Origin of the sequence: Clostridium sp. 1001275B_160808_H3, assembly GCF_015550425.1 — a bacterium.
Classification (GTDB): domain Bacteria; phylum Bacillota; class Clostridia; order Clostridiales; family Clostridiaceae; genus Clostridium.
Genome location: NZ_JADNAT010000022.1, coordinates 20,502 through 46,977, shown reverse-complemented (window position 1 = coordinate 46,977; position 26,476 = coordinate 20,502). Strand labels below are relative to the sequence as shown.

The 26,476-nt window shown below is 27.4% G+C and carries 24 protein-coding genes; 3 read left to right on the top strand and 21 right to left on the bottom strand.

Annotated features, from left to right (window positions below; translation table 11 throughout):
* Positions 1–5: 5 nt before the first annotated feature.
* From I2A75_RS14695 to I2A75_RS14630, 14 genes are all read right to left on the bottom strand, one after another.
* Positions 6–1,085: a BMP family ABC transporter substrate-binding protein gene (locus I2A75_RS14695; RefSeq protein WP_195265877.1), complete on the bottom strand. Its 1,080-nt coding sequence runs from the start codon at positions 1,083–1,085 to the stop codon at positions 6–8.
* A 204-nt stretch (positions 1,086–1,289) separates the two neighbouring features.
* A complete protein-coding gene (locus I2A75_RS14690; protein ID WP_195265868.1) occupies positions 1,290–2,039 on the bottom strand; it encodes a response regulator in 750 nt (249 codons plus the stop codon).
* 12 nt (positions 2,040–2,051) lie between these two features.
* Complete coding sequence (locus I2A75_RS14685; RefSeq protein WP_195265866.1) at positions 2,052–3,803, bottom strand: histidine kinase; 1,752 nt, start codon at positions 3,801–3,803, stop codon at positions 2,052–2,054.
* Between the two features lie 279 nt (positions 3,804–4,082).
* The gene (locus I2A75_RS14680; RefSeq protein WP_195265862.1) at positions 4,083–5,684 is read right to left on the bottom strand and encodes a CTP synthase; all 1,602 of its coding nucleotides are present in this window, start codon (positions 5,682–5,684) and stop codon (positions 4,083–4,085) included.
* Between the two features lie 169 nt (positions 5,685–5,853).
* A complete protein-coding gene (locus tag I2A75_RS14675) occupies positions 5,854–6,156 on the bottom strand; it encodes a hypothetical protein (RefSeq protein ID WP_195265860.1) in 303 nt (100 codons plus the stop codon).
* A gap of 129 nt (positions 6,157–6,285) precedes the next feature.
* Positions 6,286–6,702, bottom strand: coding sequence for a DUF1934 domain-containing protein (locus tag I2A75_RS14670; RefSeq protein ID WP_195265858.1), 417 nt, complete (start codon positions 6,700–6,702; stop codon positions 6,286–6,288).
* Between the two features lie 240 nt (positions 6,703–6,942).
* Positions 6,943–7,605 carry a stage II sporulation protein R gene (gene spoIIR / locus I2A75_RS14665; protein ID WP_195265856.1) on the bottom strand — a complete coding sequence of 221 codons (663 nt, stop codon included), beginning with the start codon at positions 7,603–7,605 and terminating at the stop codon, positions 6,943–6,945.
* A 59-nt stretch (positions 7,606–7,664) separates the two neighbouring features.
* A complete protein-coding gene (ispE, locus tag I2A75_RS14660) occupies positions 7,665–8,507 on the bottom strand; it encodes a 4-(cytidine 5'-diphospho)-2-C-methyl-D-erythritol kinase (RefSeq protein WP_195265854.1) in 843 nt (280 codons plus the stop codon).
* A gap of 137 nt (positions 8,508–8,644) precedes the next feature.
* A complete protein-coding gene (cphA, locus tag I2A75_RS14655; protein ID WP_195265851.1) occupies positions 8,645–11,257 on the bottom strand; it encodes a cyanophycin synthetase in 2,613 nt (870 codons plus the stop codon).
* Positions 11,238–12,074: a cyanophycinase gene (locus I2A75_RS14650; RefSeq protein WP_195265895.1), complete on the bottom strand. Its 837-nt coding sequence runs from the start codon at positions 12,072–12,074 to the stop codon at positions 11,238–11,240. The genes cphA and I2A75_RS14650 overlap by 20 nt, the downstream gene beginning before the upstream one ends.
* Before the next feature lie 158 nt (positions 12,075–12,232).
* Positions 12,233–13,816, bottom strand: coding sequence for an SPOCS domain-containing protein (locus I2A75_RS14645; RefSeq protein ID WP_195265849.1), 1,584 nt, complete (start codon positions 13,814–13,816; stop codon positions 12,233–12,235).
* 375 nt (positions 13,817–14,191) lie between these two features.
* The gene (locus I2A75_RS14640) at positions 14,192–14,428 is read right to left on the bottom strand and encodes a Veg family protein (RefSeq protein ID WP_008676552.1); all 237 of its coding nucleotides are present in this window, start codon (positions 14,426–14,428) and stop codon (positions 14,192–14,194) included.
* Between the two features lie 252 nt (positions 14,429–14,680).
* Positions 14,681–15,571 (bottom strand): sporulation peptidase YabG, encoded by an 891-nt coding sequence (gene yabG / locus I2A75_RS14635; protein WP_195265847.1) that lies wholly within the window; start codon positions 15,569–15,571, stop codon positions 14,681–14,683.
* 85 nt (positions 15,572–15,656) lie between these two features.
* Positions 15,657–16,658 (bottom strand): CotS family spore coat protein, encoded by a 1,002-nt coding sequence (locus tag I2A75_RS14630; RefSeq protein ID WP_195265845.1) that lies wholly within the window; start codon positions 16,656–16,658, stop codon positions 15,657–15,659.
* Positions 16,659–16,763: 105 nt separating this feature from the next.
* On the opposite strand from I2A75_RS14630, the gene I2A75_RS14625 reads away from it, so the two are divergent.
* On the top strand, positions 16,764–17,882 hold the full coding sequence (locus I2A75_RS14625) for a glycosyltransferase family 1 protein (RefSeq protein WP_195265842.1): 1,119 nt from the start codon (positions 16,764–16,766) through the stop codon (positions 17,880–17,882).
* 54 nt (positions 17,883–17,936) lie between these two features.
* Here I2A75_RS14625 and I2A75_RS14620 read toward each other — a convergent pair whose 3' ends face one another.
* The 3 genes from I2A75_RS14620 to I2A75_RS14610 are packed head-to-tail and all read right to left on the bottom strand — an operon-like array spanning position 17,937 to position 20,758.
* On the bottom strand, positions 17,937–18,983 hold the full coding sequence (locus tag I2A75_RS14620; protein WP_195265832.1) for a CotS family spore coat protein: 1,047 nt from the start codon (positions 18,981–18,983) through the stop codon (positions 17,937–17,939).
* Positions 18,984–18,999: 16 nt separating this feature from the next.
* Positions 19,000–19,752, bottom strand: coding sequence for a hypothetical protein (locus I2A75_RS14615; protein WP_195265830.1), 753 nt, complete (start codon positions 19,750–19,752; stop codon positions 19,000–19,002).
* A gap of 13 nt (positions 19,753–19,765) precedes the next feature.
* Positions 19,766–20,758 (bottom strand): CotS family spore coat protein, encoded by a 993-nt coding sequence (locus I2A75_RS14610; protein ID WP_195265828.1) that lies wholly within the window; start codon positions 20,756–20,758, stop codon positions 19,766–19,768.
* Between the two features lie 153 nt (positions 20,759–20,911).
* Here I2A75_RS14610 and I2A75_RS14605 point away from each other — a divergent pair, with 153 nt between their 5' ends.
* Positions 20,912–22,033, top strand: a complete 1,122-nt coding sequence (locus I2A75_RS14605) for a glycosyltransferase family 1 protein (protein ID WP_195265826.1) — start codon at positions 20,912–20,914, stop codon at positions 22,031–22,033.
* Here I2A75_RS14605 and I2A75_RS14600 read toward each other — a convergent pair.
* Positions 22,030–23,142 (bottom strand): ABC transporter substrate-binding protein, encoded by a 1,113-nt coding sequence (locus I2A75_RS14600; protein ID WP_195265824.1) that lies wholly within the window; start codon positions 23,140–23,142, stop codon positions 22,030–22,032. The genes I2A75_RS14605 and I2A75_RS14600 overlap by 4 nt on opposite strands.
* Before the next feature lie 131 nt (positions 23,143–23,273).
* Between I2A75_RS14600 and I2A75_RS14595 the strand changes: the two genes are divergently transcribed.
* A complete protein-coding gene (locus I2A75_RS14595) occupies positions 23,274–24,161 on the top strand; it encodes a LysR family transcriptional regulator (RefSeq protein WP_195265822.1) in 888 nt (295 codons plus the stop codon).
* Positions 24,162–24,168: 7 nt separating this feature from the next.
* Here the strand turns inward: I2A75_RS14595 and I2A75_RS14590 are convergent, their stop codons facing one another.
* The 3 genes from I2A75_RS14590 to I2A75_RS14580 all read right to left on the bottom strand — a co-directional run bounded on the left by I2A75_RS14590 (position 24,169) and on the right by I2A75_RS14580 (position 26,351).
* Entirely contained in the window at positions 24,169–25,134 is a 966-nt protein-coding gene (locus I2A75_RS14590) for a polyprenyl synthetase family protein (protein ID WP_195265820.1), read from the bottom strand.
* Between the two features lie 314 nt (positions 25,135–25,448).
* The gene (locus I2A75_RS14585) at positions 25,449–25,961 is read right to left on the bottom strand and encodes a Gx transporter family protein (RefSeq protein ID WP_195265818.1); all 513 of its coding nucleotides are present in this window, start codon (positions 25,959–25,961) and stop codon (positions 25,449–25,451) included.
* Between the two features lie 9 nt (positions 25,962–25,970).
* A complete protein-coding gene (locus I2A75_RS14580) occupies positions 25,971–26,351 on the bottom strand; it encodes a NusG domain II-containing protein (RefSeq protein WP_195265816.1) in 381 nt (126 codons plus the stop codon).
* Positions 26,352–26,476: the final 125 nt, after the last annotated feature.

The window sequence follows — 26,476 nt, the reverse complement described above, 5'->3', positions numbered from 1 at the left end:
TCCATTTACTCCTCGTATTTATTTAATTTAACCCAAGTTTCAAGTTCATCTTTATTCTTAGGTATATTTAACTCATCATTCACTATTTTTGATTTTATCTTATTAACAGTTTTCATAACCATTGGATCTAATTCTACTTCTGACCCTTCCCTAGTAATATCTATAATACCTTCTTTTAATCCTGATAAATGTACCCCATCATTCCAAGTGTTATCATTAATATATTTAATTTCATTAAAAATAATTTGATTCATATATCTTATAGATGTAGAAACTATAACACTCGGATCAAAATAATTTTGATTTTCATCTACTCCAAAAGCATATCCGCCACTTTCTTTAGCTGCTGAAAAGACACCAAGTCCTGATGCTCCTGCTAAGTGTTGTATATATTTAACCCCTTTGCTATACATCAATAACGAAGTTTCCTTAGCCTTAAGAGGATTTTTAAAATCGTTTACTATAGCTGTCATAACTTCCCCCTCTGGATTAATATATTTAAATCCAGCTTCAAATCCTATTGATCCCTCTCTTAAATATGGCACGTCCATTCCTAATATTATTCCTGCTTTACTCATATATCCCGTCTTCTCATACTCTTCTTTACTTAATATTCCGGAAATAACTCCATTCAAAAATGCCTGTTCTTCCCATCTTGTATAGATAGAACTTATATTTTTTGCTTCAAGCTTTGAATCTATTAAAGTAAACTTTTGATTAGGGTATTTTTTTGAAACCGCTTTCACATCACTTTCTTGTTCAGGACCAATAGCAATTATTAATTGATATTCTTCTGTTTCTGCAAATTCCATTATGCTTTTTTCATACTCTTCAGGATGTATTGGTTCTGCATAATCAAATTCTATACCTAACTCCTTCTGCGCTTTTAGTAAACCATCATATATTAAATCATTAAATGACTTATCTCCTAATCCGCTTCCAGTAAAGATAACTGCTATTTTTAAGTTTTTTTCTTCCTTTGCCTTTAAGCTATTATTCATATTAACACCTAAGGATGCTACAAAAACTATTGTTATAATTAATATTAATGTTCCCATCAATATTTTATTTAACTTTTTAATCATTTAATCTCCTTTATAGTGGATAATAACCTATAATATCTTTTATTCAATCTAATTATACATTAATAAACTCTTACTTTATATAAAGAATATTGATATTAAATATAATTATTTGGATATAATTTTATTATCAATTCATTATTACTTATCTTATATTTGTAAAATATTGATTTTCTATAATTTATTTGACATTTTGTTATAACATTATCAATACCTATCTTCTTCTGGTGAAATTCCTGTATACTTTTTATAATTTTTTGAGAAATATCCCGCATTAGAATAACCTACTTCTAAGGCAACTTGAGATATTTTCATATCTGTATTTTTTATTAACTCTTTAGCTTTGTTTATTCTATAAATAGTTAAATACGTACTAAAATTTTCTCCTACTTCTTCTTTAAAAAGCCTTGAAAAATATTCATGCGATAAATATATGTGCTTAGATACATCCATAAGAGAAATATGTTTTTTATAGTTATCTTCTATATACTTTAGAGCCTTTTCTATCGATCTCGAATATACTTTAGACTTAATAATATTCTGCTTATCTAATTTTTCTTCAGTTGTAATTCTCACCTTAGATTTTATTATTTCATTTATCTTGTGGAGTATTTCACTAAGTTCCTTAGGCCTAATATCTGATTTTATTAAATACTCGTAAACTCCACAACTTATAGCTTCTTTAGCATATGAAAACTCTGCAAAATTTGTTAGTATTATTATATACACTTCTGGTGCCACTTCTTTTATTCTTTTAGAAAGCTCTATCCCATCCATAACTGGCATCTTTATATCTGTTATAATGACATCTGGTGTACTCTTTAAGACAATATCATAAGCTTCCTTTCCATTGCTTACACTTCCAACTATATTGAAATCCTCTGAAATATTTTTTATAGTGTATCCAATCCAATCTCTTATTGGTCCCTCATCCTCTACAACTAATATATTTAACATAGTCCATCCTCCTTATTTAGGTAATTTAAATATAATCCTTGTCCCATTCCCTTCTTGACTTTTTATCTCGATCCCATAATCCTTTCCATAATTCAATTGTATTCTTTCATGAACGTTAATCAATCCCACTCTATTTATAGATTCTTTATTCTTAAAAACATTATTTATTTGAATGCTACTCATTCCTTTACCATTGTCACTTATTTCTATAATTATATATTTATCGTTTACATAACCCTTTATTTTTATCTCACCCTTATTATCTTCGTTCTCCATACTATAAAAAATAGCATTTTCAACAATTGGCTGCAATATTAATGCCGGAACCATTATGCTTTTTATATTTTCATCTATACTTATATCTACTTTAAATCCACCAGGATACCTAATTTGTTGAAGTTCTACATAAGTTTTAACTACTTCTATCTCATCTTCTAATGAAATAAGTTCACTAGCCCTAGGCAATATATTTCTTAATAACTTCGAAAATTTATATAACATTTCTTCTGCATCATCATTTTTATTCATAGAAACTAAAAATCTGACTCCACTCAAAGTATTATACAGAAAATGAGGATTAATTTGGGCTTGCAAGAAGCTTAACTCTGCTATACGCTTTTGTTTTTCCTTTTCCTTTATTTCCTCTATAGAATCATCCAACCATTTAACCATATTGTTAAATGATTCTTCTAACATGCCAATTTCATCATCTCTATCAACCTCAACTTTAACTTTTAAATTTCCTCTCATTACTTTTTCTATTGTATTTTTTATATTTATAACTGGTTTAGTAACCCAAATAGAAATTTTATAAATAACTATAAATGAGACAATGGTTACTAAAATTAAAGTTAACAAAAACTTTTGTGTTATTTGCTTTATCGGTTGTCTAACTATATGTAGTGGTATTTCTTCAATTATTGACCATCCATACCTATCTAATGTAGATACCATCTTCATAAACTCTACATTATCTCTTTCAAATATTGAGTACCATTCCTCTGTTTCTATGTAATTTCCATAATCTAATTTTTTATAATAATTTTCTCCTATTAGCCTCTTATCTTTGCTTGATATTATATTTCCTTTTATGTCTATAATATATATATTTCTACCATCCTTAATAATCTTATTATACCTATCATAAAGCATTTTCTCACTTACATCCATGATAAGAACTCCTAATGTTTCATCTGAAATCAAGTCCTTTATTACTCTTCCCATTCTAAATATACACTTATAAGGCCCTATCCCATCTTCATCTTCAAATGTACTGATAAGAACCGTACTCCCATCAGCTTCAATTATTTTATTATACCAAAGCTCATTTTTTATCGAATCCATCGTATATTTATTTTTAGAATACGTGCTAAAATTTAAACCGTTTTCAGAAATTACATAAAGCTCAGGCTTCATATTATACTTTCCGTATTTCCATACTTGTTCGTTTAATAAGCCTTCTACATATTTACTAGAATCCATAACATCATCTGTATTTTCTATTACTTCCTCTGCTTTAACAGATAGAGCACTTACTAATTTATTATCCTCAACGATGTTATTTCCAATCTCCTCAATATTTGATACTAATATAGAAATATTATCTGAAACTTCTTCTAAAATTTCACTATTCATTTTCCCCATTTCAACTTGAACTATCTTATTTGTATCCTTTATTGACCACGTTCCTATAACTACAGAAACTGCTATTATAAATAAATTTAAAAGTAAACATAACTTTAAAGTTATACTCTTTGTTTTCATAAGCTTAAACCTCTTGTAATATATTTGCATCTTTTATACAAGTTATTTTACTAAATTTATCTCATATATGTCCATCTTTATTCTACTAAAAGTATTTAGATATATAAGTTATTATGAGGATTATTAATTAAAGCATGTATTTTGGAATAAATAAATTATTATTGAATTAATCATATAATTTATATTATTTAATTTATCAGCTTTCTCACTGAATAATAGCATATTTATATTTTATATTAATAATAAAAGCTGAGAGTGTAGCCTCTCAGCTTTTATTAATTACTTTTTATTTAATGCAGCATTAATCAATCCACTAAATAATGGATGTGGTCTATTTGGTCTTGATTTTAATTCCGGATGGAATTGTACTGAAACATACCATGGATGATTTTTAACTTCAACAATTTCTACTAGTCTTCCATCAGGGCTAGTTCCAGTAATAGCCATACCCGCTTCTTCTACAGCTTTTCTGAATTCATTATTAAATTCATACCTATGTCTATGTCTTTCATATATTAATTCATCATTATAAACTTCATAAGCTCTACTGTCCTTATCTAACTTACATGGATATAATCCTAATCTCATAGTTCCACCTAAATCTTCTATATCTTTTTGATCAGGCATTATATCAATTACAGGATATTTAGTCTCAGGATCAATTTCAGCACTATTTGCTCCTTCGTATCCTAATACATTTCTTGCAAATTCAATTACTGAACATTGCATTCCTAAACATATTCCAAGAAACGGCACATTATTTTCTCTTGCAAACTTTATCGATTCTATCTTTCCTTCAATCCCTCTGTCTCCAAAACCTCCTGGAACTAAAATACCATTACAGTCTCCTAAAATTTCACTACTATTATCTTTATTAACATCTTCAGCATTAACCCATTTAATTTCTACATTACAATCATTAGCTAAACCACCATGATTTAAAGCCTCAACTATTGAAATATATGCATCATGTAATTCTACGTATTTCCCCACTAAAGCTATCTTTACATTTTCCTTTAGATTCTTTACCTTTTGAACCATTTGAATCCATTCAGTATTATCTATATCTCTGCAACCTAATTCTAATTTTTCACAAACTAATCTATCTAAACCTTCTTTATGTAACATAAGTGGAACTTCATATAAGTGCTCTGCATCTAAGTTTTGTATAACACATTTAGCTTCTAAATTACAGAACAATCCTATCTTAGCTTTTATATCGTCTGATAATTCCTTCTGAGATCTGCAAACAATAATATCTGGCTGTATCCCTATACTCCTTAACTCCTTAACTGAATGTTGAGTTGGTTTTGTTTTTAATTCTCCAGCTTTTCCTAGGTAAGGAACTAACGTTACATGTATAAAACATACATTTTCTCTACCAACCTCATATTTAATTTGTCTTATCGCCTCAAGAAATGGTTGAGACTCTATATCTCCAACTGTTCCACCAATTTCTGTAATTACTACATCTACTTCTTTTTCTTTAGCTACTCTATAAACTCTATCTTTTATAGCATTTGTAATATGTGGTATTACTTGAACTGTACCACCTAAGTATTCTCCTCTTCTTTCTTTGGATATCACAGACCAATATATTCTACCTGTTGTAACATTATTATTTTGGCTTAAATTTTCATCTATAAACCTTTCATAATGCCCTAAGTCTAGGTCTGTTTCTGCTCCATCATCAGTTACAAATACTTCCCCATGCTGATATGGACTCATTGTACCTGGATCTACATTCAAATATGGATCGAATTTTTGTATAGAAACTTTAAGCCCTCTATTTTTTAATAATCTCCCTAATGATGCTGCTGTTATTCCTTTTCCTAAAGAAGATACTACTCCTCCCGTTACAAACACGTACTTAGTTTTCATACTTTTCCTCCAAAAAAATAAAATTTTTTAATTTATTTTCTTGACACTAAATCCCCTACTTGATATAATCATAATTACCTCACTATTTATGATGGGTTTATAATGCCTAAATTCAATAAATAGTATGATATCATAGAAGAATAAAAAATTCTAGTACTTTTTTATTTATTTATATTATTTTATTTAATCCCTCTTCAATTTTAAAATACATTTCTCTGAACTCTTTATTTATTAATAATTTTTCTTGAGCTTTATTGATGTTATAATTAATACTTTTGTCACTAATAATATCAAGCATTTCTTTTACTTTTTCTTTATCAAGACACTTGTAATTTTTTAATAATAAAAGAAATATATATTTATTTTCTTTCTTTTTTAATTTCTTATTGATTTCTCTTGCGTCGATTCCTAAGTGTGCACATAAAACATTTATAACTATAGTTGTTTTGTCTAAGTTATTTGCACAATTCACAATATCACCTCTATTCTCTATATTATTTCCATTATTTACTCTACATATTCATTTCTATCTAAAAAAAATAAAAACCTTAGTAAAAAAGTTTTAAATATACACTTAGTTACTAAGATTAATTATACAATATTAATTTGTCTTAACATTTACTGCTAATTTAGTTGTTATCGGAGGTTGACCTGCAAGTTCCATTGAATATTTAGCTACTATGTCTCCACCATTCTCATCTATATCTACTTCTAAATATTCAGTATGTATTTGTAAATCTAGAACTCCATATGGAGTATTATATAATGATATAGACGTTTCTCCCTTCTTAAAATCCATTTTCGCACTTGTACTACCTTCTCTCTCAAGCACTAATGCATCATTAAGCATAGTTAACGTAGTTGTCGTTCCATTCATTCCTGATATTTCTGTTTCTTCATATACAGCTTTAAATCCATCTTCTGTTACAAAAAATTCCCCTGGAGTAACAACTTCTATAACATCTTCTTTGTCTAAATCATTAAAACTCCTTAATGATATAACTGCTTTCTTTTTCATCTAATCCCCTCCACTTAATTTTATTTACTTTCAATACTTTTATAACTATTTATCTTTTATAATAAAAACTAAAATCAACTTGTCCAAAACGTATATCAAGATTTCAAACTTAACAAAATATTTTTATTAAGCAATATATTTCATCTACTATTTTATTTTTTTGCACTATAGTTTATTTATAAAATATAGTTTAGATTTATTAAAATAAATTATCAATATTTATATTTTAACTTTTATAGATTATTTATCCTTATCTTTAAATAAAACCTCAAATATTTTAGATTTAAATTTAATATTAGCTTTTTTATTCTTATTTTCATTTTCAGACCTTATATTATTTTCATCTTTAGCTTTTTCTTCAGAAAGCTTTTCTTCAATTTCTTTAGAGTCAACTGCATCTTTTGTTCCATCTACAAAACATAAAGGAGGAAACATTACACACCACCAATTTTGCCCCTTTGCTTCTCCTATTAAAATTCTATAAGCCTCATATTCTCCTTGAGGGAAAATCAAATCACCATAAACCTTATCAGGGAAATTTTCTCTTGAAAGCATACTTGTTACATCGTATGAATATCCATTTTCAATAACAGTATTTTTTGCAATTAATTCTATTTCTGATTTGTTACTAACTATAAATTCTCTTGCTTCACTTAGATCTTTACAATCCTTTAATTTATCTGAAACATACTCTATAACTTTATCTCTTACTTTTAATTTTAAATTTTGATCCTCTTCACTATCACTATTAGCTATAACATGAAATCTTATTATCTCATTTACAATATCATCATAAATCAATTCATGATTTTCTTCAACACCTTGTCCAATTACAACACCAGAACATCCTGTCATACTAAATATAATAAATATTAAACAAATAATAAAAACTCTTTTCTTCATAATTCAAAACCCCCTTATAGCTAAATTATTGCCACATTTCGGAGGTTTATACTTACAAATTAAATTGTTCTTGTTATAAATACATCAGAATACTTTTCCTTCATTTTTTCAAAACACCTTTGAGCCTTAAGCATATCATCAAAGAACGCAAAAACAGTAGGGCCACTACCACTCATCATAGTTCCCATAGCCCCATTATGCCTCATCTCCTCTTTAATACTTATAAGAATTTTATGCTTTCTCAAAGTAACATTTTCAAGTAGATTCTTCATATTATCGCAAACTATTTTCAGATTATCATTATTAATGGCATCTATTATTAAATTTGTATTAGGATGGTTTCTAGCCTTTTCCATATTAAATTCTTGATATACACTATTCGTAGATACCCCAAAAGGCGGCTTGACTAAGACTATAATCTTATCTTTAAACCCCTTTAATTCTGTAACTTCTTCACCTATTCCTTTACACAAAGCAGTTCCACCCTTTATACAATAAGGAACGTCTGCACCTAATTTCAATCCAAGAACCATTAGTTCCTCATCAGATACATTAATGTTAAAAAGAAAATTCATTATCTTCAAAACAGCAGCTGCATCAGTACTTCCACCTGCCAATCCTGCACATACTGGTATATTCTTTTTTATATTTATATTTACTCCACTATCTATATTATATTTTTCAATAAATAATTGTGCAGCCTTATAAGCTAAGTTTCTCTCATCTGTTGGAACATATGGTTTATTACATTTTATAGTTATTTCTTTTTTTTGCTTTTCTATAACTATTTCATCATACAAATCTATAGATTGCATAATCATTTCTAACAAATGATACCCATCTTCTCTCTTTCCTACTATATCTAAAGATATATTTACCTTAGCATAAGCTTTCATTCTCATACTTTTGTTTCCTTTCAACTATAATATAAATATTTTAAAATAAACTTCAGAGATAACTCTGAAGTTTATTTTAATTATATATTTTTTTAGTAATATAGTAAACTAGGAATACTTAAACTCTAACTCTAATTTGAAGCTTAGATATTAGATATATTTCTTTCTTCTCTGTAACTAGAAAATTTATTTATAATATTTACTAATGGTTTCATATCTTCAAAAAATACTATTACCGTATCCCCACTATTAGCCATATTAAGTGCTTTTTCAAATGCATCTTCTTCCCTTAATATAACCTCATATTTCTTTCTATCACTACTGCTTCGCATACCATCAACTATTAATTGGGCGATTTCCCCTTGCTTTCTTCCTCTCAAATCTTTATCTTCTTTTACTATACTATAATCTAAATATTTAGATGCTATTCTTCCTATTTCTTTAGCTGTCTCATTGCTTCTATCTCCTGGAATGCCTATTACTCCGTACAACATCCCATTATTGATTTCTTTCACAGCAGATAGAACTGAATTATATCCATCCACATTATGCCCATAGTCCAATATGACATTTATACCATTTACATCATAACAATTAAATCTACCTGAATTTTTATGTGAGTTTAATAGGTAAGTTGTAATTCCATTTTTTATCATACAGTAGTCTATTCCCATTCCCACTAAAGCTCCACATATTGCCAAAGTATTTTCAATGTTAAAGGATAATTTTCCATCTAAAGTTATTGGTACTTCTTTTATACCACATATCACATATTTCTTTCCATTGTTAGAAACTACAATATCATCATTTTCTAAATAAACAGATATATTACTTATTTTGCTTTGTTTTAATAGTGGATTATTTGAATCCTTACTAAAGAATATTATATTAGCTTTTATTCTATCTAATATAGATTTACTCCAATAATCATCTGCATTTAATACAACATATCCATCCTCTTTAACTACTTCTCCAACTAATGATTTTACATAGCATAGTTCTTCCATGCTATTTATTCCATCAATGCCTAGGTGATCTTCTCTAATATTAGTAATTACTGCTACATCAGCTAAATCATAAGCTAAGCCTTTTTTAATTATCCCACCTCTTGCAGTTTCTAAAACAGCTACATCAACATCACGATTTAGTAAAACAGATTTGGCACTTTCAAACCCTGTATCATCACCACTATCAATACATTCATCATTTATATATATTCCGCTAGTACTTGTCATTCCCACACAGTACCCCATTTTGCTTAAAGTATGGCTTATTACCCTTGTTGTTGTTGTTTTTCCATTGGTACCTGTAATTGATACAACAGGTATATTGTGTGGCTTATCATTATATAGCATATTAACTATTTCTTTACCTATATCTCTCGAAATACCCTTACTTGGATTTAAATGCATTCTAAGCCCTGGGGCAGCATTTACCTCCATTATTATTCCGCTGTTATATATAGGTTTGGATATATCTTCTGCACATATATCTATTCCACATATATCTAAATTTAAAGTTTTAGCAGCTCTTATACATAGATTTATATTTTCTTCACATATTTCATCTGTATAATCTATAGCTTCTCCACCAGTTGATAAATTAGCATTTTTCCTTAAAAATATAGTTTCTCCAGAAGTTAAAATATCATCTAATTCTTTTCCTTGTTCATTTATACATTTAATTACTTCTTCATCAATCTTTATTTTTGTTAAATACTTTTCATGATCTTCCCCTCTTTCAGGGTTTTGATTCAATTTATCTATAAGTTCAATTACCGTATTGATTCCATTTCCTTCTACATAAGGAGGCATTCTGCGTGATGCAGCTACAACTTTATAATTAACTACACAAACTCTAAAATCATTTCCTTTATAATATTTTTCTATCATTAAATTTTTAAATTTATCTTTAAGTGTTTTATATACATTTAATAATTCTTTTTCATTTTTAATATTAAGAACTACACCCTTTCCCTGATTACCATATTGAGGTTTTAACACTACAGGATATCCTATTTCTTCTGCAGCCCTTAATAAATCTATTATATTTTTAACTCTTAAACCTTTTGCAACAGGAATGCCCTGGTTACTTAACAATTCTTTTGTTAACAGTTTATCACAAGAAATATCAACAGATACACAATTTGTATTAGCTCCTATAGAAGCTTCAATTATTCTTCCTTGTTTCCCATATCCTATTTGATGAAAATTTCCGCTCCCAAGACTGATAACTGGTAATCCTATTTTTTGAGCATAATCACATATCGATTTTGTACTAGGTCCCATTGATTCATCTCTCAAAATACATTTTAATAGCTCTATTCTTTCATCATAATTTATAGGTATTTTATTTATTAACGCATTTATTATATCAACTGCTAACTTTATACTTTCTATACCTACCTCTTCATATATATATTGACAAATTATATAATAATGATCGCCTTCTACCTCTCTTGCTTTACCATAGTGTACATCAATTCCTATTTTATTTTGTATCGCTATAGCCATATGCTCACATATATGAGCTAAGTATGTTCCTTCTATTAACCTTTTTACAAATCCTCTTTCTTCATCAATTCCACATCTATGTGTATTTAATTCTGGAATCATATTAATAATATTATCATTGAAATCTTCTATGTCTTTACTCGGTATTTCAGAATACCCTTCTAAATCAACATCTACTTTCATACATTTTTTATAGGAATAGATGTTTTTTCCCTTAAAGACCTTAGTCTCTATTATCTTCATCTTTATTATTTTCCTCCTCAAAAGGTAACTTCGTTAGTAGATTAAATCTATCTCCTTCTTTTAACACATGTAAATTTACGTTAAACATACTTAATACTTCATCATAAAATTGTTCGGATACATTGCTATGTGTTATATTTCTAGCATCCAAAAAATATACAGCACCAGTTCCAATAACTTGTGCTATTCCACTATCTCTCACTACTATAGCTGTATCCTCATCTATACCAATCCCTAGAACCTCTGGATTTTGCGCTATACCTGTTAGTAATCTTCCAATTCTACCTCTTTGCGCAAAATGTTGATCTATCATTATTCCCTTTACGAACCCAAGCCCAGGAGCCATTTTTAAAGTACATTTTCTTGGAGATTCATCATCATCTCCTTTAACCACCATAGTATCACTCATAACAGAAGCTCCTGCAGATGTGCCTACTATTATACAACCTCTGGAACTTGCCTCTTTTAATGAATCATAAATAGGTGTTCCCCCTACTAAACTTGTTATACGTAATTGATCTCCACCCGTAAAGAATATAAGTTGTGCTTCTTTTACAAGATTTATATTTTCTTCATTTAAAGAATCGGCTCTCTCTTTTATATTTAAACCTTTTATGTTGATAACGCCTAACTGCTTAAATACTTTTGTGTATTTTTCCAATGCCTCTGTTGGATATTCTGTTGCTATTGTAGCAATTAAAATATTGTCTTTTTCTTTATCTATGGAGTTACATACTTTTTTTAATATTTCTTTATCGCCTTCTTTATCTTCTGCTCCTCCGATTATTATTAAATCGCCTTTAATTTTTTCTGCCATTTTCTCACCTCTTATCTTATGCATTCCTTATTTTATCCACCCTAGCAAAATATTATTCACTATAAGATGCAATTACCAATTCCACTAAAAAAATAATGATTATAGAATAAATAGAAATCTATTCTATAATCATTATTAAATACTTTAATTATTAAGAATTAAAATATAGCTCTTCCCGGTATTATTAATTTATCGCCTTGTTTTATGTTTTCATTTCCATCTAATTCATTTAATTTATTTAATTCATCCATAGTTGTATTATATTTCTTTGCTAAGTCCCATAAAGTATCACCTTCACCAACAACATATATAGTTATTGATGATTTTTTTTCTTTAATTTCAGCAGGTCCTTCAACAACATCTATTACACATTCTTTATTTACTTTATGACAAACCTTTATAGTAAGTCCAACATTAGCTCTTATAGAAATCGAGTTTCCTTCTATGCTAGCATCCAAAGTTTCTAGAGATATCTTTATTAATGCATTCATTCCTTTTTTACTACCTTTTATATCTGCAGCCGTAATAAATGGAACTTCTCCTGTTACCATACCATAATTTAATTCTTCACCTACAAGTCTATAAATAACAGATACTTTAACTACCCCTTCAACTTTAACTTTGTCATCTTCAACCATTTTGTCTGTAACAATAGGATGACCAGTTACACATATTATCTGTTCTAATCTATCTTCTTCATTTTTTAACTCTATATTATCTTTAGCCATAGCCTCTGTGTTTGTTATTGAATGTATAGCTCCGAACTCTTTATCATCTTTTTCAAGATCAATATTCATAGTTGGACAGTATGCATCCTTTAACATTTCAATCTTATCTTTTGAATAAACTTTAACTCTTCCTTTAACCAAGAACTCTATGTCTACTACTCTATTTTCTCCTAAGTCATCTAAATTAATTGCACATTGTTGATCTTTAATATTTAAGTTTAATGAACTAATCATATCACTTGATATACCAGGCATTTCTTCTTCTTTTGATAGATAAACATCATCTTGTAAAGTTATAAGTTCTTTATTTTCTTTACCTTTATATAATACCTCAATTCTACAATAGCAACCAACATATACCTTGTCTTCTACAATCTTAATTTCTTTTTTATGAACATTCATAGCACATTTTAAAACTTCTTCAATTTCAGGTTTATCCATAGTTACTTTAAGCATAGATTTACCTATTAAATCAACTTCTTTTTCTCCCTTTACACCGTTAATAACTTCATCCTTTTTCTTAATTTGTATATCTTCTTTACCTTCAATATCCTTTACGTATTCAAATTCACCATTTTTATATACTTCCCATCTTAGGGTCAATATACCATCAATACCTACCTTTCTTTCATTCATCCAATCAGCTTCAATATGTTCTATCTCGCACTCAACGTCGCATAATATATTATGTTCATCACTATTAAGATCAAGATAGTTGGCAAATTTATCAGTAAAAACAACTGAATGTATTTTATTTGATGGTGAATCTGTTATAGTTTCATCCTTTGGTAAATAAAATACTATATAATTTAATTGCCCTTCTACCATAATCTTGTCTCCAAGAATTTCCTTATTAGTTATGGTAGCTTTTGCATCTACTCCCAATACTTCTTTCATATCAGGATATTGTGAATCTCTTATTAGATATTCTCCCTTTAGTACATGATTAGTTAAATTTTCTCTAAGTAATTGTTCATAGTGAACGACTTCTTTTATTACATCTATTTGTGACATATAATCCCTCCCATACAATACCTAGTATTATATATATTTATGACTATATATATTTATTCATGCTTAACTAAAATATTGCTAAAATAAAAAAATCAAATTTCAACATTTTAATTACTCTTATTTACATTATAGGATTGTTTATCTAAATATATGTCGAATTATAATAATTGCCTAAGATTTTTTTCTGTTTTTTTAAATAATATGTTGACATATAATAAAATATGTCGTATTATAAAAGAGGTTATTGACCATATAACCTCTCATAAATTCTCAATACCCTTTTATACCATAGTTGAAAGATGGAAACCCACCATCTTTCTTTTTTTTTATAAAAATAAAAAAATATAGAGCTTCCATTAAAAGAAGCTCTATTCTCTATAAAGCAAAATATAATTGTACTGTCTTAGTTAATACATCTGAATAGCTGTATGTTACTGTTCTTTGAATATCATTTTCTAGTCTTACTACAAAAATGCTTGGGTGAGCACTTTCTATTACTCCGTTGTTTACTAGGATTTTTTTTCTCCCACCGTTTGCCTTCAGAGTTACTTTATCTCCTATATGGTCTTCTATATCCCTCTTTATAGCGGCGATAGTCTTTACTTTTTCCACATAAACACCTTCTTTCTAAATAATATTATACACCCAAACCCACTTTTTGTCAAGTAAAATTTATATTTTATCACCTTTGATGCAAGTTGTCAATGTAAACTTTTACCTTTTTAGTGATCTTTTATACATTTATTAGTATATCTATCTTTTGTTTTTTTATACATTTTATTTGTATAATTAATAAATAAGTCATATTTTAGTCTAAAAATAAAAACCCACTGCGTTTTCAGTAGATTTTTAATAAATAAATATTTATATATATGGTGATCTTGGGTATCCTTCTCTATATTTACCTCTTGTTTGTAAACCCCCAATTCCTTTTGTTCCTGTAATTGTATTATCTATAACATCTGTTATCGATACAACCTTATCAATTCTTGTATATGCTATTTTTTCACACACAAATACAGGATCTAGGCAATGGATTAATACCCTATTAGGCGAACTTGCAAAATTAGCCCCTGCATCTAACATACATTCATAACAGCTTTGACATGCTCCTGCAAAAATTACTAATTCATCATAGCTAGAATTATAATTTCTTAAAGCTTTTACTGCCTCTATATAATATCTTGAATTTCTATAATTATCTAGATTCAAATAATCGTCTGTTACTCTTAGAACACTATCATGTCCAGTTAAAACAACTATATCTGGTTTAATTTCTTTAACTAAGTCAACAATTAACTCTGGTTGTTTCCTTTCAGGAATTGCTCTACCTACAGCCTCTAAAGACAACTGCTTATAAACCTTAAGGCACATTTCAAGATACTCACTATCACCATCTATGTGAAGTATTTTTCCCGGCCTACCAAATATCAACTCTTTATTTTGCTGTGCTTTAGAGGACTTACTCCCCCTTGTTAAGTTATTAATCATATTAATAGCTTCTGTATCACCTCTCATTGATACAGCCTTCTTTATAGCTTCATCTACCCTGGTATTTAATATCTTTTCTTTTGCTCCTACATATTGTCCATCCACTTCTTCTAAATCTTCTTTTTTGGAATCAGCTATAATTCTTATACTAATACCTTTTAATACATAAACAGGATTACCATCTTCATCTTCTTTAATATCTATTATTTTGAATGTAATATCCTTATCATATGATTTCCTAACTACTAAATCACCTATCTCCATTTTTCCCTCTTAGTTTATTACTTTATATTATCCTATGTCGAATTTTATTTATTTGTACATAAAAAAAGTGCACATGGCACTTTTTTTAATCTAACTTGTACTCTTTTTTAAATTCTTCTAAAAACTTAAGCATAGCTTCTTGTTCATTTATTATAGATTCAATTTTGTTTCCAAAAGTATTTTGCCCCCAGTTAACTTCATTATAATAATATCTATTAGCTAGTCTCCAATATCTTTGTGGAAATTGTAAATACGCATATAATACCTTGTATTCACTATCTAAAAGTGGTGAAACTTCATTATATGATTCTATAATTGCATTTGCAAAATTTATATCCCAATCAACTCTTTTTAGAACTTTTATCATAAAATTAGAAATATCAAAAGTCCTTATTTCTCTTTTACAGTAATCAAAATCAATTACATTACAATTATTGTTTTCATCCAAAATTATATTATGATATGTGAAGTCATGATGGCAAAAACTTTTATCATTTTCTGCTATTTCACATAACTTCATATATTCTGATTCCTCTAATGTTTTTAAAGCTTTTTTACCTATCTCTTTATAGAATTCCATTGATTTTAAATATAGTAAATCAAAATTATTTTTATTATTTTTCTTTCTTACCATATCTCTCATTTTATCAAAGGACTTTATTCTTTTATTCATAAGGTGAGTCCATCTACCCAAGTCACTCTTTAGCTTAGAATTTTCTGGAGGATCATATCCTTTTGATGCCTCATGCAAGCTAGCAAGAGTTTTTGCTGCTAATTTCACCTCGTCTATGTTATGAAAATCGCATTCTCTACCCTCTATCCATTCAGATAGTGTATAAAGATCTTCATTAACTAGGGCATATGGTTCCCCATCTATGTTTAAAAAATATCTATCAACACCCTTAAAACCATTATTTATTAAATGTTCCTTAGCTCCGTAAACAAATAATAGCTTTTGAGGACCATAATTAATCTTCTTTAAACATCTTTCACCCTTATTAGTCTTTAAATAATATACTCCTTTATTTGCTTTTAAAACCTCAATTTTCACGTCAAATTGTCTTTCTATTTCAAATTCTCTCATCATAACGCTCACCCCCTTTATATTTATATGACTATATGTATTCTTTTATTAACATTTTATTCCTATATTTAATATAATAAATTAAAAACAATGTGAAAGGATTAAATCATGAAGATAGGCATAGATGGCAGAGCTGCAAAATGGTATAGAGGGACTGGAATTGGCACATATACTTATCAACTTATAAATAGTATAAATAAGGTTGATAAACTTAATGACTACTTAGTTTTTCTACCTGAAAATTCAGCTCTAGATTTAAGTGACAATTTCAAAGTTGAATCAGTAAAGGCCACTTCGAATTCTAATTTTTGGGATGAAGTTAGAGTTCCTAACATTTTAAATGATACTAATATAGATATCTACCACGTCCCTCAAAATGGTGTTGGTCTTTCTCAAAACATAAATTGTCATAAAACTATTACTTTGCATGATATAATCCCATTGAGAATGCCAGAAACAGTTAGTGATCGTTATTTATATATATTTAATAATGAACTTCCTAAAATCATAAATGATTGTGATGGTATATTAACCGTTTCTGAATTTTCAAAGCAAGATATATCAAAAGAATTTAATTTTCCTGAGGATAAAATTTTTGTTACACATCTTGCTGCTGAGGATATATATAGACCTTTGAATAAGTGTCAATGCAAAAAAATTATTGAAGAAGAATATGATATAAAAGATGATTTTATTCTTTATGTAGGTGGTTTTAGTCCTAGAAAAAATATAGTGGGCTTAATAGAAGCATTTTCTCTTCTTTCTAGAACTAGAAAAAAAAATCTTAAGCTAGTTATAACAGGTAAAAAAGGAATTTCATATGACATATATAAAAAGAGAACTGTAGATCTTAATATAGAAGATGATGTTATTTTTACCGATTTTATCCCTCTTGAAAAATTACCTATTTTTTATAATGCATCTGAATTATTAGCCTATCCTTCATTCTATGAGGGATTTGGTTTACCTCCATTAGAAGCAATGGCTTGTGGTACCCCAGTTATAGCATCTAACGTGACTTCTCTTCCAGAAATCTGTTATGACTCAGCTTTGCTAATTAATCCTTACGATATAGATGCTCTAAAATCTGGGATAGAAAAAGTTTTATACGATACTGATCTTAAGACAAGGATGATTAATCAAGGACTAATAAACAGTTCCAAGTATTCATGGAATATAACTGCCAAATCAACACTTAAGGCTTATGAAAGAATCACTAACTCTTAATATATCCAAATTAAAAGGACATCAAACCACAAAAATATGATGTCCTTTTATTTATTAATAAAAATATTCACTCATTTCAGTTATAAAATTTTCAATAAAATCTTGTCTATGATTTTCATTACCAATTTTATCTTTTAATCTATTAAAGAAAACTTCATAATCCCATTTCTTTTGTTTATAGTAATAATCTCTTGATATTGTTATAAAATCTTTTGGGAAACTAATAATTGCATATATAAGTTTAATTTCTTGTTTACTTAATTTTTCTATGGAATTATACGAATCTAAAATTAATTTGAACTTATTTAAATCATAGCAACTATTTTTTATTACTTTTATTGAGTAATTTGCTATATCTACTGCTCTAGTATCTATCTTACAGTAATCAAAATCTATTATTTTAACATTATCTCCATCAATAATAAAATTATGGTGTGCTAAATCATTATGACATAGAACCCTTTTATTAAAATCCTCTAGCATTGAATTATATTCACACATAGCCAGAAGTTCTATAGATTTTTGTATTTGATTAATATTACTATCAACATGTTCTAAGAATACTTTATCAAATTCATTTTTATACCTAAACCTTAAAACATACTCCTTAATATTAATTAAATCTTCTTTTGCCTTACTAAATTGGTACGGTAAATATTCTCCTAAATTCCCTTTAACTATTTCTGTACTTAATTTATTAAATATTCCTTTTGATGCATTATGCATATTAGCTATACTTTTAGCACACATTTCAACTTCAACAGGGTTAGTAAATGTTGCTTCTCTTCCTTCTATCATGTTTAATAAAACATAATTATTAGAAGCAAATTTATAAGTTATTTCCCCCTCTTTACTTTCATAATAACTAAGTACACTATCATATTCCTTTGATATATAATTTAAAGCTTCACTGATAAATCTTATTCTTTCTTCGCTTGAGTCAGTAAGCTTTAAAATCTTCTTGCCTTCATTTGTTAATAAAACAAATACTTTTCTCAGAGGTATTATATCCTCAATTTCTAGATTTAATTTTTCAAAAAACTCCTCATTCAAATCATATTGGCATAATATATCTCTATCTACATATCTAAATTTATTCATACTCGAAAATCCCCCATTAAATTATTAAGCATTTACTATCCATATTTTTAGCTTTATATAACAACTCTAAGATTCCATCTTCATTTGTATCTATCTTTTTCAGGATATACCTCTCTAACACTTTAAATTCTTCGTTTGGATATGAACATAAAGCCCTTAAATATTGCTTACTATCGCTTTCCAAATTAGCAATTTCAATATAATAATCTATTACTTCCTCTATGCTAAACTCCATATCCTTCCTTTTAATTTTCTTTATATATGAATATATATCATGTTCCTTAAGATTGTATGTTAAATATTTTATTGTCCCTATAAATATTTTATTATTATCTTCTACAACTAAATTATTTTCATCAACCCTACTTAAGCAAACTTCATAATTTTTCATACTCCTATATATTAATTTTCTGTAATTGTTAGAGTATACATGGCTTAATGCTTTTCTTCCCCTATTTAATAACATTTCTCCATTTCTTATTAAATAGAAATCAATTGAATTTAAGTTACTTTTATTCTCAATTGATTTTATATACTTACCTATTAAAATTATTTGAGAGTTATAATTATCAATTTCTCTGCCTATTGCTGCTCCAATCCTAGGTAATAAATTTTCCTTATATTCACCCATTCTATTATGGAATAAAACTATATTCTCAATTTGATTAAATATATTTTTTATCTTTTGTTCTTTTGTTCTATTTATCTTTCCATTTAATATATAAATATCTCTTTCTTCTAAATATGATTTTAGCTCTAACTTTTGCATCTCATCACCTCTATCAAATAAAGTTATCTACAAACTTTTCTCTTTCATTTCTATCTTTTAAATATTTATTTATCTTATTTAATAAAAACTCTTCTCCCCAAGGCTGCTGTTCCCAATAATATTGTAATCCTATTTGCCAAAACCCTTGTGGAAATCTAATGAACCCTTTTATAATTTTTAACTCTTCTTCATATAAAGAGTGTGTTTTTGAATAACTATTTAATACAAGCTGAGCTTTATCATTACTCCAATTACCATCTTTCATACACCTAATTAACAATGATGCTAAATCATGTATATGAGTGTCTAATAAACAATAATCAAAGTCTATAATATTTAATTCACCATTCGTATCTATTAATACGTTATGATTTGCATAGTCATGATGACAAAAGCCACGCTTAAATACCTCTTTTTCCATAATTTCTGTATATCTATTCATCTTTAATTCTTCTATAGCTCTCTTACCTCTTTCTAATTCTTCATCTATAGCTCTTAAATATACTTCATCAAATTCAGATTTATATGCCTTTTGATAAATTCTTTTCTTAAAATCTAATATTTCATCACATCTAGTTTCAAATACCTTTATCCAAGAAAACCAACCTATCCTCGGTCTCATAATATTACTTGTTGTAAATCCCTCACTACATTTATGTAGCTCCCCTAGCTTCTGTGCTGCTAGCTTCAATTCCTCCGAATTCCTATAATCACATTTTTTACAATCGATCCATCTATTTAGATATGCATAACTACTTCCAAGCTTTACATAACCCAAATTTTCATTGGTATTTATTATTTCCGGTATATTATTAAATCCACGTTTTTTTAAATGATTTATTGCTGAAAAAATAAAATAAAAATGAGGAAATTGATATTTAATTACTTTAATACCATACTCCTCATCATCTGTTTTAATTCTATAGCTATTTTTAACTTTTTCTATACTTATTATTTTTAATGGATAATTAGATTCAATTTCTTTTTTTATATATGAAATATCCATAAAATTCTCCTTAATAATTACTCAATGCCATTATATGAAAGTCTATATTTTATTGTGTTTACTATCACATAATTAAATTATTATTAATATTCTGTTATATAAAAAAAAATTAATAATATCTATAAATATATAAGATAATTTAGGAGGATTAGTATGAAAATATCTATAGATGCTAGAGGAATTACCTTATACAATGGTAGTGGTATTGGTACTTATACTGAAAATCTTGTTAGAGAATTGCTTAATATAGATAAAGAAAATGAGTATTCATTATTTTGGACAGGAAAAAATTATGATAGCTATAAAAGAAAAAATAGCCAAATCATCTTCACATCAAGAAGACATGGTGGATTTTATGAAAATTATTATTTTCCAAACTTTATTAAAAATAATAAAATAGATCTTCATCATATTCCTCAAAACGGAATTGGTCTTTGCGAAAATTATGAAAATAATTGTATAGTCACAATACATGACCTAATTCCATACATTTTACCTGAAACTACTGGTCGAGGATATTTAGAAAGATTTTTAAAAAATATGCCTTCTATAATTGATAACTCTAAAGGAATACTTACAGTCTCTGAATATTCTAAAAAGGATATTTTAAAATTTTTCAATCATATTCCTGAAGAAAAGGTATTCGTTACGCCTTTAGCAGCAAATTCAAATTTCAAACCACTTGATAAAGCTTATTGTAAAAACTACATTAAGGAAAAATTTAACTTCAACAAGCCCTATATACTATACATAGGTGGATTCAGTTTACGTAAAAATGCTAGAGAACTTATTTTAGCTTTTGATAAGATATATAAAGATTTGAATGAGCCCCACATATTACTTTTAGCTGGTTCACTTAAAGATGAAGGAAAGAAGCTTGTTGAACTTGCAAATTCACTACCATCTAATGAAAATATAATATTTACAGGATTTATTGACGATTGTCTTCTTCCAACTTTATATAATGGAGCTGAAGCTTTTGTTTACCCTTCTTTCTATGAAGGGTTTGGTCTTCCTCCTTTAGAAGCAATGAGTTGTATGACTCCAGTTATAACCTCTAATATAACATCAATTCCTGAGGTTACTGGTGATTCATGTATATTAATAGACCCTTCTAGCAGAACAGAGCTAGAAGAATCTCTATTAAATTTATTAAATGATAATAATTTAAAAGAGGAATTATCAAAAAAAGGGTATAAAAGAAGTCTCCAATTTTCTTGGAGACAAACTGCTATTAAAACATTGGAAGCTTATAGGGAAATCGCTAAGCTCTAATTATATAAGTTGTATATTATTTCATTAAATTTATCATAATTTTTTATTTCTGGAGCCCTTTCAACTATATTACTTAATATTAGGAAAGGGCTGCTTCCTTCTAATTTCTCACATTCTTTACTTATGTACTTCGTTCTTAAAGAGTATAAAGAACTAGGTACAAAGTTACACTCAAACATTTCCTTTGATAATAACTCCTTGTTAGTTGACGCATATGAAATGAAACTCTTTATTACTTCCTTATTATCTTCAATATTTAAAGCTACTAAGTTTTCACCACCTATATCATAAAATTTATTTTCACCTATATTAAAACTTGGTGGATTTTTACACTCCCAAACTCCATCTATAGCTTGGTTAATTAATTCTGAATAAAAATCTATAGATGAAATTCTACAAAGATAATTATTGTCATTTATAAAAGATTCATTATATATTGAATTTATGATATCGTTAATCTCATTATTTTCATAGTTTTTCTCTTCATAATCAACCAATTGTGCAGATAACAAAAGTCTTATATTTTCTTTATCTTGGCTAGAAAATATATTTATATCTCCATTACTCTTAGTATAAATATCTTTACCAATATCGATTAAATTTCCCCAGGTATTAATGTCCTCAACCTTATATCCAAACTTTTTTAGAATATCACTTCTTAGATATAAAGCTATTGGATTAGATGTAAAAGGGATTGCATAATAATTATCATTTATTTTTACTTCTTCTAGTCTAGTATTATTAAAATTTTTATTATATGTATCAATTATTTCTTTATTCTCATTGGTGAAATTTATTCTATCTCTTATTATATTTAACTCATTAAAATCTAAATGAACTATATTAGGTGATTCATTTGGAGAGGTATTTATTATTTTATATAGATAATCTTCTTTTTTTACACTTACGATTTTGATGCTAACCTTTTTATTATTTTCCTCAAACTCTTTTGCAATAGAAGTAAAATATGAATAATATTTATCTTCAACCCATATGCTTATATTTCCTTTTATTGTATGATCATTTGTGTTAATTACTAGCTTATTTACCATCAATACAGTAAATATAATTATTATTAGATATATCAACAGCCTTCTTTTAATTTTCATCCTAATCACATCCTAATATATAATTAATAATACAGCATAACTCTAGCTTCAATAGTCTCAAATAACTTTGCTTTTTAATAATTATTATACTATAATAATTAAATATATAAAATATTAGATAGGAGATTGTTATGCATATAGATAGTTTAAATTATTTTTTTCAAGTTGCTAACTCAAAAAGTATTTCTACTGTAGCCAAAAATGCACATATATCACAATCTGCACTAAGCCAACAAATATTAAAATTAGAAAACAATCTAAATGTAAAATTATTAAATAGAAGTAATAAAGGTGTTAGCCTGACTCCTGAAGGAGAAATTTTATTCAAGTATTGTGAATCTATACTTAGTGCTTATAATAAAATGCAAGAGGAACTATTGAATTCTATCAATAAAAAGAAGTACATATCAATTGAAGCTGTAGAATCAATTAGCCTAACTATTTTACCTGTTATCATATCAAAATTAAAAAAGGTATATAGTTCCTATACAATAAATCTTAATACTATAGAATGTTGTACAAATACGAACTTACTAAATAATATATGTGATATCTATATATGCTATAAAAAACCTGAAGAGCATGAAGGAATTGTTACAAAACAAATAGGATCCGATGAAATCGTTTTGATATCTGACGCTAATTTTCCAATAAACACTATAACAAAAGATCAGCTATTTGATTTGCCTATAATATTTACTTCAGATAAAACTTGCTTAAAACAATCATTATCTTCAGCTTTAAATTGCACTGAAAAAAATCTAGATAATTTAAATATACTATATAGTACTAATTCATATTTTTCAGCATTAAACGGAGTCTTATCTAGTAAAGCCGTTACTTTTGTTCCAATGAGCATATATAATAATTACTGCTCAACAACTAACATAAAAAGAATACAAATTGAGAATTTTTCTATTTCACTTCCTTTATACATAAATTATTTAAATTCATTTTATAAAATAAATTCTGAATTTATAAAATCACTAAAAAATATGTTAAAGGGCTACTTAATTTAGTAACCCTTTAATATGTTCTAAGTAATAGCCATTCTGCTATTTCCTTCAATATATTTTTATATTCATTATTAGGAAGCTTATCAATTCCTTTAAAACATTTTTTCATGTATTTTTCAGCCAACTCTTTAGCCATTTTTATTCCATCGTTTTCTTTTACTAAGTTCACTATATTACTTATTTCATCTTCAGTATAAAAGTCTTTTCCTAAAATATCATTAAATGCTGCTTTATTATTTTTATATGCATAAATTAACGGAATAGTATATATTCCTTGCTTTAAATCATTTGCTGCAGACTTTTTAATACTCTTATCATTTCCTTCATAATCTAAGATATCATCTATTATCTGAAAAGCCATACCTAAATTATGTCCTATTTTTCCAAGTTCCTTACTTATCTTATCATCAGCATTACATTCTGCTGCTCCTAAATATAATGAAATTGAAAATAATTCTGCAGTTTTTCCTGAAATTCTACTTAAATAATCTTTTACAGATAAATTCATAGAAAATCTAGAATTCAGTTGATTTACTTCCCCCATACAAATTTTTGACATTGCTCTTGAATCTACTTTTATAGCTTGTAGCGAATTATTGGTAGCTAAAATTTTAAAGCATACGCAGAAAAGATAATCACCTATATATACAGCATAATCCTTTCCATATTTAGATTGGATAGTTTCTTGCCCTCTTCTAAGTTTTGAATCATCTATTACATCATCATGTACCAATGTCGCCATATGTAACATTTCAATCACCGCTGCAGTTGGAATAGATTTCTCTATATCATTGTCACCAAATTTTGATCCTATTAAAACAAAAGCAGGCCTTAATAACTTACCACCTGATTCTATCAATTCTATTATAGAGTTTTCAATTCTCTTGTCCTTGCATCTAACATTCTTTTTCATTAAGTCTAATACACCAACAAGCTCTTGTTTTATTTGAGGATAATTATTCCAAATATTGTCCATTAAAATCCACCTTCTTAGTGATAGTCTAAATCATAGACTTAGTATTTTCACCTTGTCAATATAGTTTTATATATAATCTATATAGCTAATAATATTATTACTAACTAATTAACCTATTTAAACAAAACATCAAATCTAAGTTCTATAGTGCTTAATTTCTTATATAAATTTCTAAATTCCAGTCTTACTTAAATATCATCAATTTCCTATAGATTTTTTTATAAAAAATATTATTTATATCTTCTATATTTTTTATTTTTAAACTTAAATTTAAAATATATTTTTAAATTCACCTTATATAATTTCATTTACTACTATCTAAACATTGGTAACTTCTTTAAGTGTGCCACAATATAATTTGCAGCTATTCCAATAAAAATACCTGTAACTATACCCACAGTAGATAATATAGGCAAATATAGCATAACTCCTATATTTTTAACTATTAGAGACGCAATTATTAATTGCCCAACATTATGAAATATTGCTCCTGACGAACTTACACCTATAATACTAACTTTATCCTTAAATAAGTCCTTTACGATACTCATTGCACCAAAGCTTAAGATTCCTCCAGCCGCACTATACATAAATGATGATAAGTTTCCTCCAAACATAGTTCCTAAGGTAAGTCTCAAAAATAATACTAAAAAAGCATCTTTTTTACTATCTAAGGTATATAAAGCAATAACAGTAATTAAGTTGGCCAATCCTAATTTAGCACCTGGTGTTACAAAAGGTACAGGGATCATTCGCTCAATAATATGTAAAACTAAGGCCTGAGCTACTAATAATCCTATATATACAATTCTATTAGTTCTTTTCATAGCTCCTCCTTAATGTGATAGTATAATATCATCATCTATCTTCCCTTTTATTTCTACCATAACCTTATGCGGAAGACATACTAAACTTTGTCCTGGTTTTTCTATATATTCAGGATTCATACAAACTTTATCAGGACAGTCTGCCTCAATTATACCTATTTTATTATCCCTTATCTTTATAACATTAATCCCATCTTTAGTTTTTACTTCAATTGTTTCTTCACCCTTATGTTCAGATAAAGGTATTGTCTTGTATATTCTTCCTGAAACTGTTATTTCTGCATATGTATTATTGTAACCCTTACCTACCGATGCACCTAAAATAATTTCTGGAAGAAAGGATAATAGCATTAGTACTGCTATTATAACAAAATCTAACTTCTTAAACATAACCTGATCATCTCCATTATAATACAATTGGATGAATTTGTAATATAGTTCTATATGTTATAAGGTAGAGTAAAAACTCTACCTTATAAAATTATTATTAAATATTATAATACTTTACTCTATTG

Bases quoted from the DNA above. Each gene is read 5' to 3' on its own strand.
- I2A75_RS14595 (WP_195265822.1), top strand. From the start codon at position 23,274: ATGCATATAGATAGTTTAAATTATTTTTTTCAAGTTGCTAACTCAAAA.
- I2A75_RS14695 (WP_195265877.1), bottom strand. From the start codon at position 1,085: ATGATTAAAAAGTTAAATAAAATATTGATGGGAACATTAATATTAATT.
- ispE (WP_195265854.1), bottom strand. From the start codon at position 8,507: ATGAGAATGAAAGCTTATGCTAAGGTAAATATATCTTTAGATATAGTA.
- I2A75_RS14580 (WP_195265816.1), bottom strand. From the start codon at position 26,351: ATGTTTAAGAAGTTAGATTTTGTTATAATAGCAGTACTAATGCTATTA.
- I2A75_RS14610 (WP_195265828.1), bottom strand. From the start codon at position 20,758: ATGGATATTTCATATATAAAAAAAGAAATTGAATCTAATTATCCATTA.
- I2A75_RS14670 (WP_195265858.1), bottom strand. From the start codon at position 6,702: ATGAAAAAGAAAGCAGTTATATCATTAAGGAGTTTTAATGATTTAGAC.
- I2A75_RS14625 (WP_195265842.1), top strand. From the start codon at position 16,764: ATGAAGATAGGCATAGATGGCAGAGCTGCAAAATGGTATAGAGGGACT.
- I2A75_RS14620 (WP_195265832.1), bottom strand. From the start codon at position 18,983: ATGAATAAATTTAGATATGTAGATAGAGATATATTATGCCAATATGAT.
- I2A75_RS14585 (WP_195265818.1), bottom strand. From the start codon at position 25,961: ATGAAAAGAACTAATAGAATTGTATATATAGGATTATTAGTAGCTCAG.
- I2A75_RS14600 (WP_195265824.1), bottom strand. From the start codon at position 23,142: ATGAAAATTAAAAGAAGGCTGTTGATATATCTAATAATAATTATATTT.
- I2A75_RS14690 (WP_195265868.1), bottom strand. From the start codon at position 2,039: ATGTTAAATATATTAGTTGTAGAGGATGAGGGACCAATAAGAGATTGG.
- I2A75_RS14615 (WP_195265830.1), bottom strand. From the start codon at position 19,752: ATGCAAAAGTTAGAGCTAAAATCATATTTAGAAGAAAGAGATATTTAT.
- I2A75_RS14630 (WP_195265845.1), bottom strand. From the start codon at position 16,658: ATGATGAGAGAATTTGAAATAGAAAGACAATTTGACGTGAAAATTGAG.
- I2A75_RS14680 (WP_195265862.1), bottom strand. From the start codon at position 5,684: ATGAAAACTAAGTACGTGTTTGTAACGGGAGGAGTAGTATCTTCTTTA.
- I2A75_RS14645 (WP_195265849.1), bottom strand. From the start codon at position 13,816: ATGTCACAAATAGATGTAATAAAAGAAGTCGTTCACTATGAACAATTA.
- spoIIR (WP_195265856.1), bottom strand. From the start codon at position 7,605: ATGAAGAAAAGAGTTTTTATTATTTGTTTAATATTTATTATATTTAGT.
- cphA (WP_195265851.1), bottom strand. From the start codon at position 11,257: ATGAAGATAATAGAGACTAAGGTCTTTAAGGGAAAAAACATCTATTCC.
- I2A75_RS14590 (WP_195265820.1), bottom strand. From the start codon at position 25,134: ATGGACAATATTTGGAATAATTATCCTCAAATAAAACAAGAGCTTGTT.
- yabG (WP_195265847.1), bottom strand. From the start codon at position 15,571: ATGGAGATAGGTGATTTAGTAGTTAGGAAATCATATGATAAGGATATT.
- I2A75_RS14605 (WP_195265826.1), top strand. From the start codon at position 20,912: ATGAAAATATCTATAGATGCTAGAGGAATTACCTTATACAATGGTAGT.
- I2A75_RS14650 (WP_195265895.1), bottom strand. From the start codon at position 12,074: ATGGCAGAAAAAATTAAAGGCGATTTAATAATAATCGGAGGAGCAGAA.
- I2A75_RS14685 (WP_195265866.1), bottom strand. From the start codon at position 3,803: ATGAAAACAAAGAGTATAACTTTAAAGTTATGTTTACTTTTAAATTTA.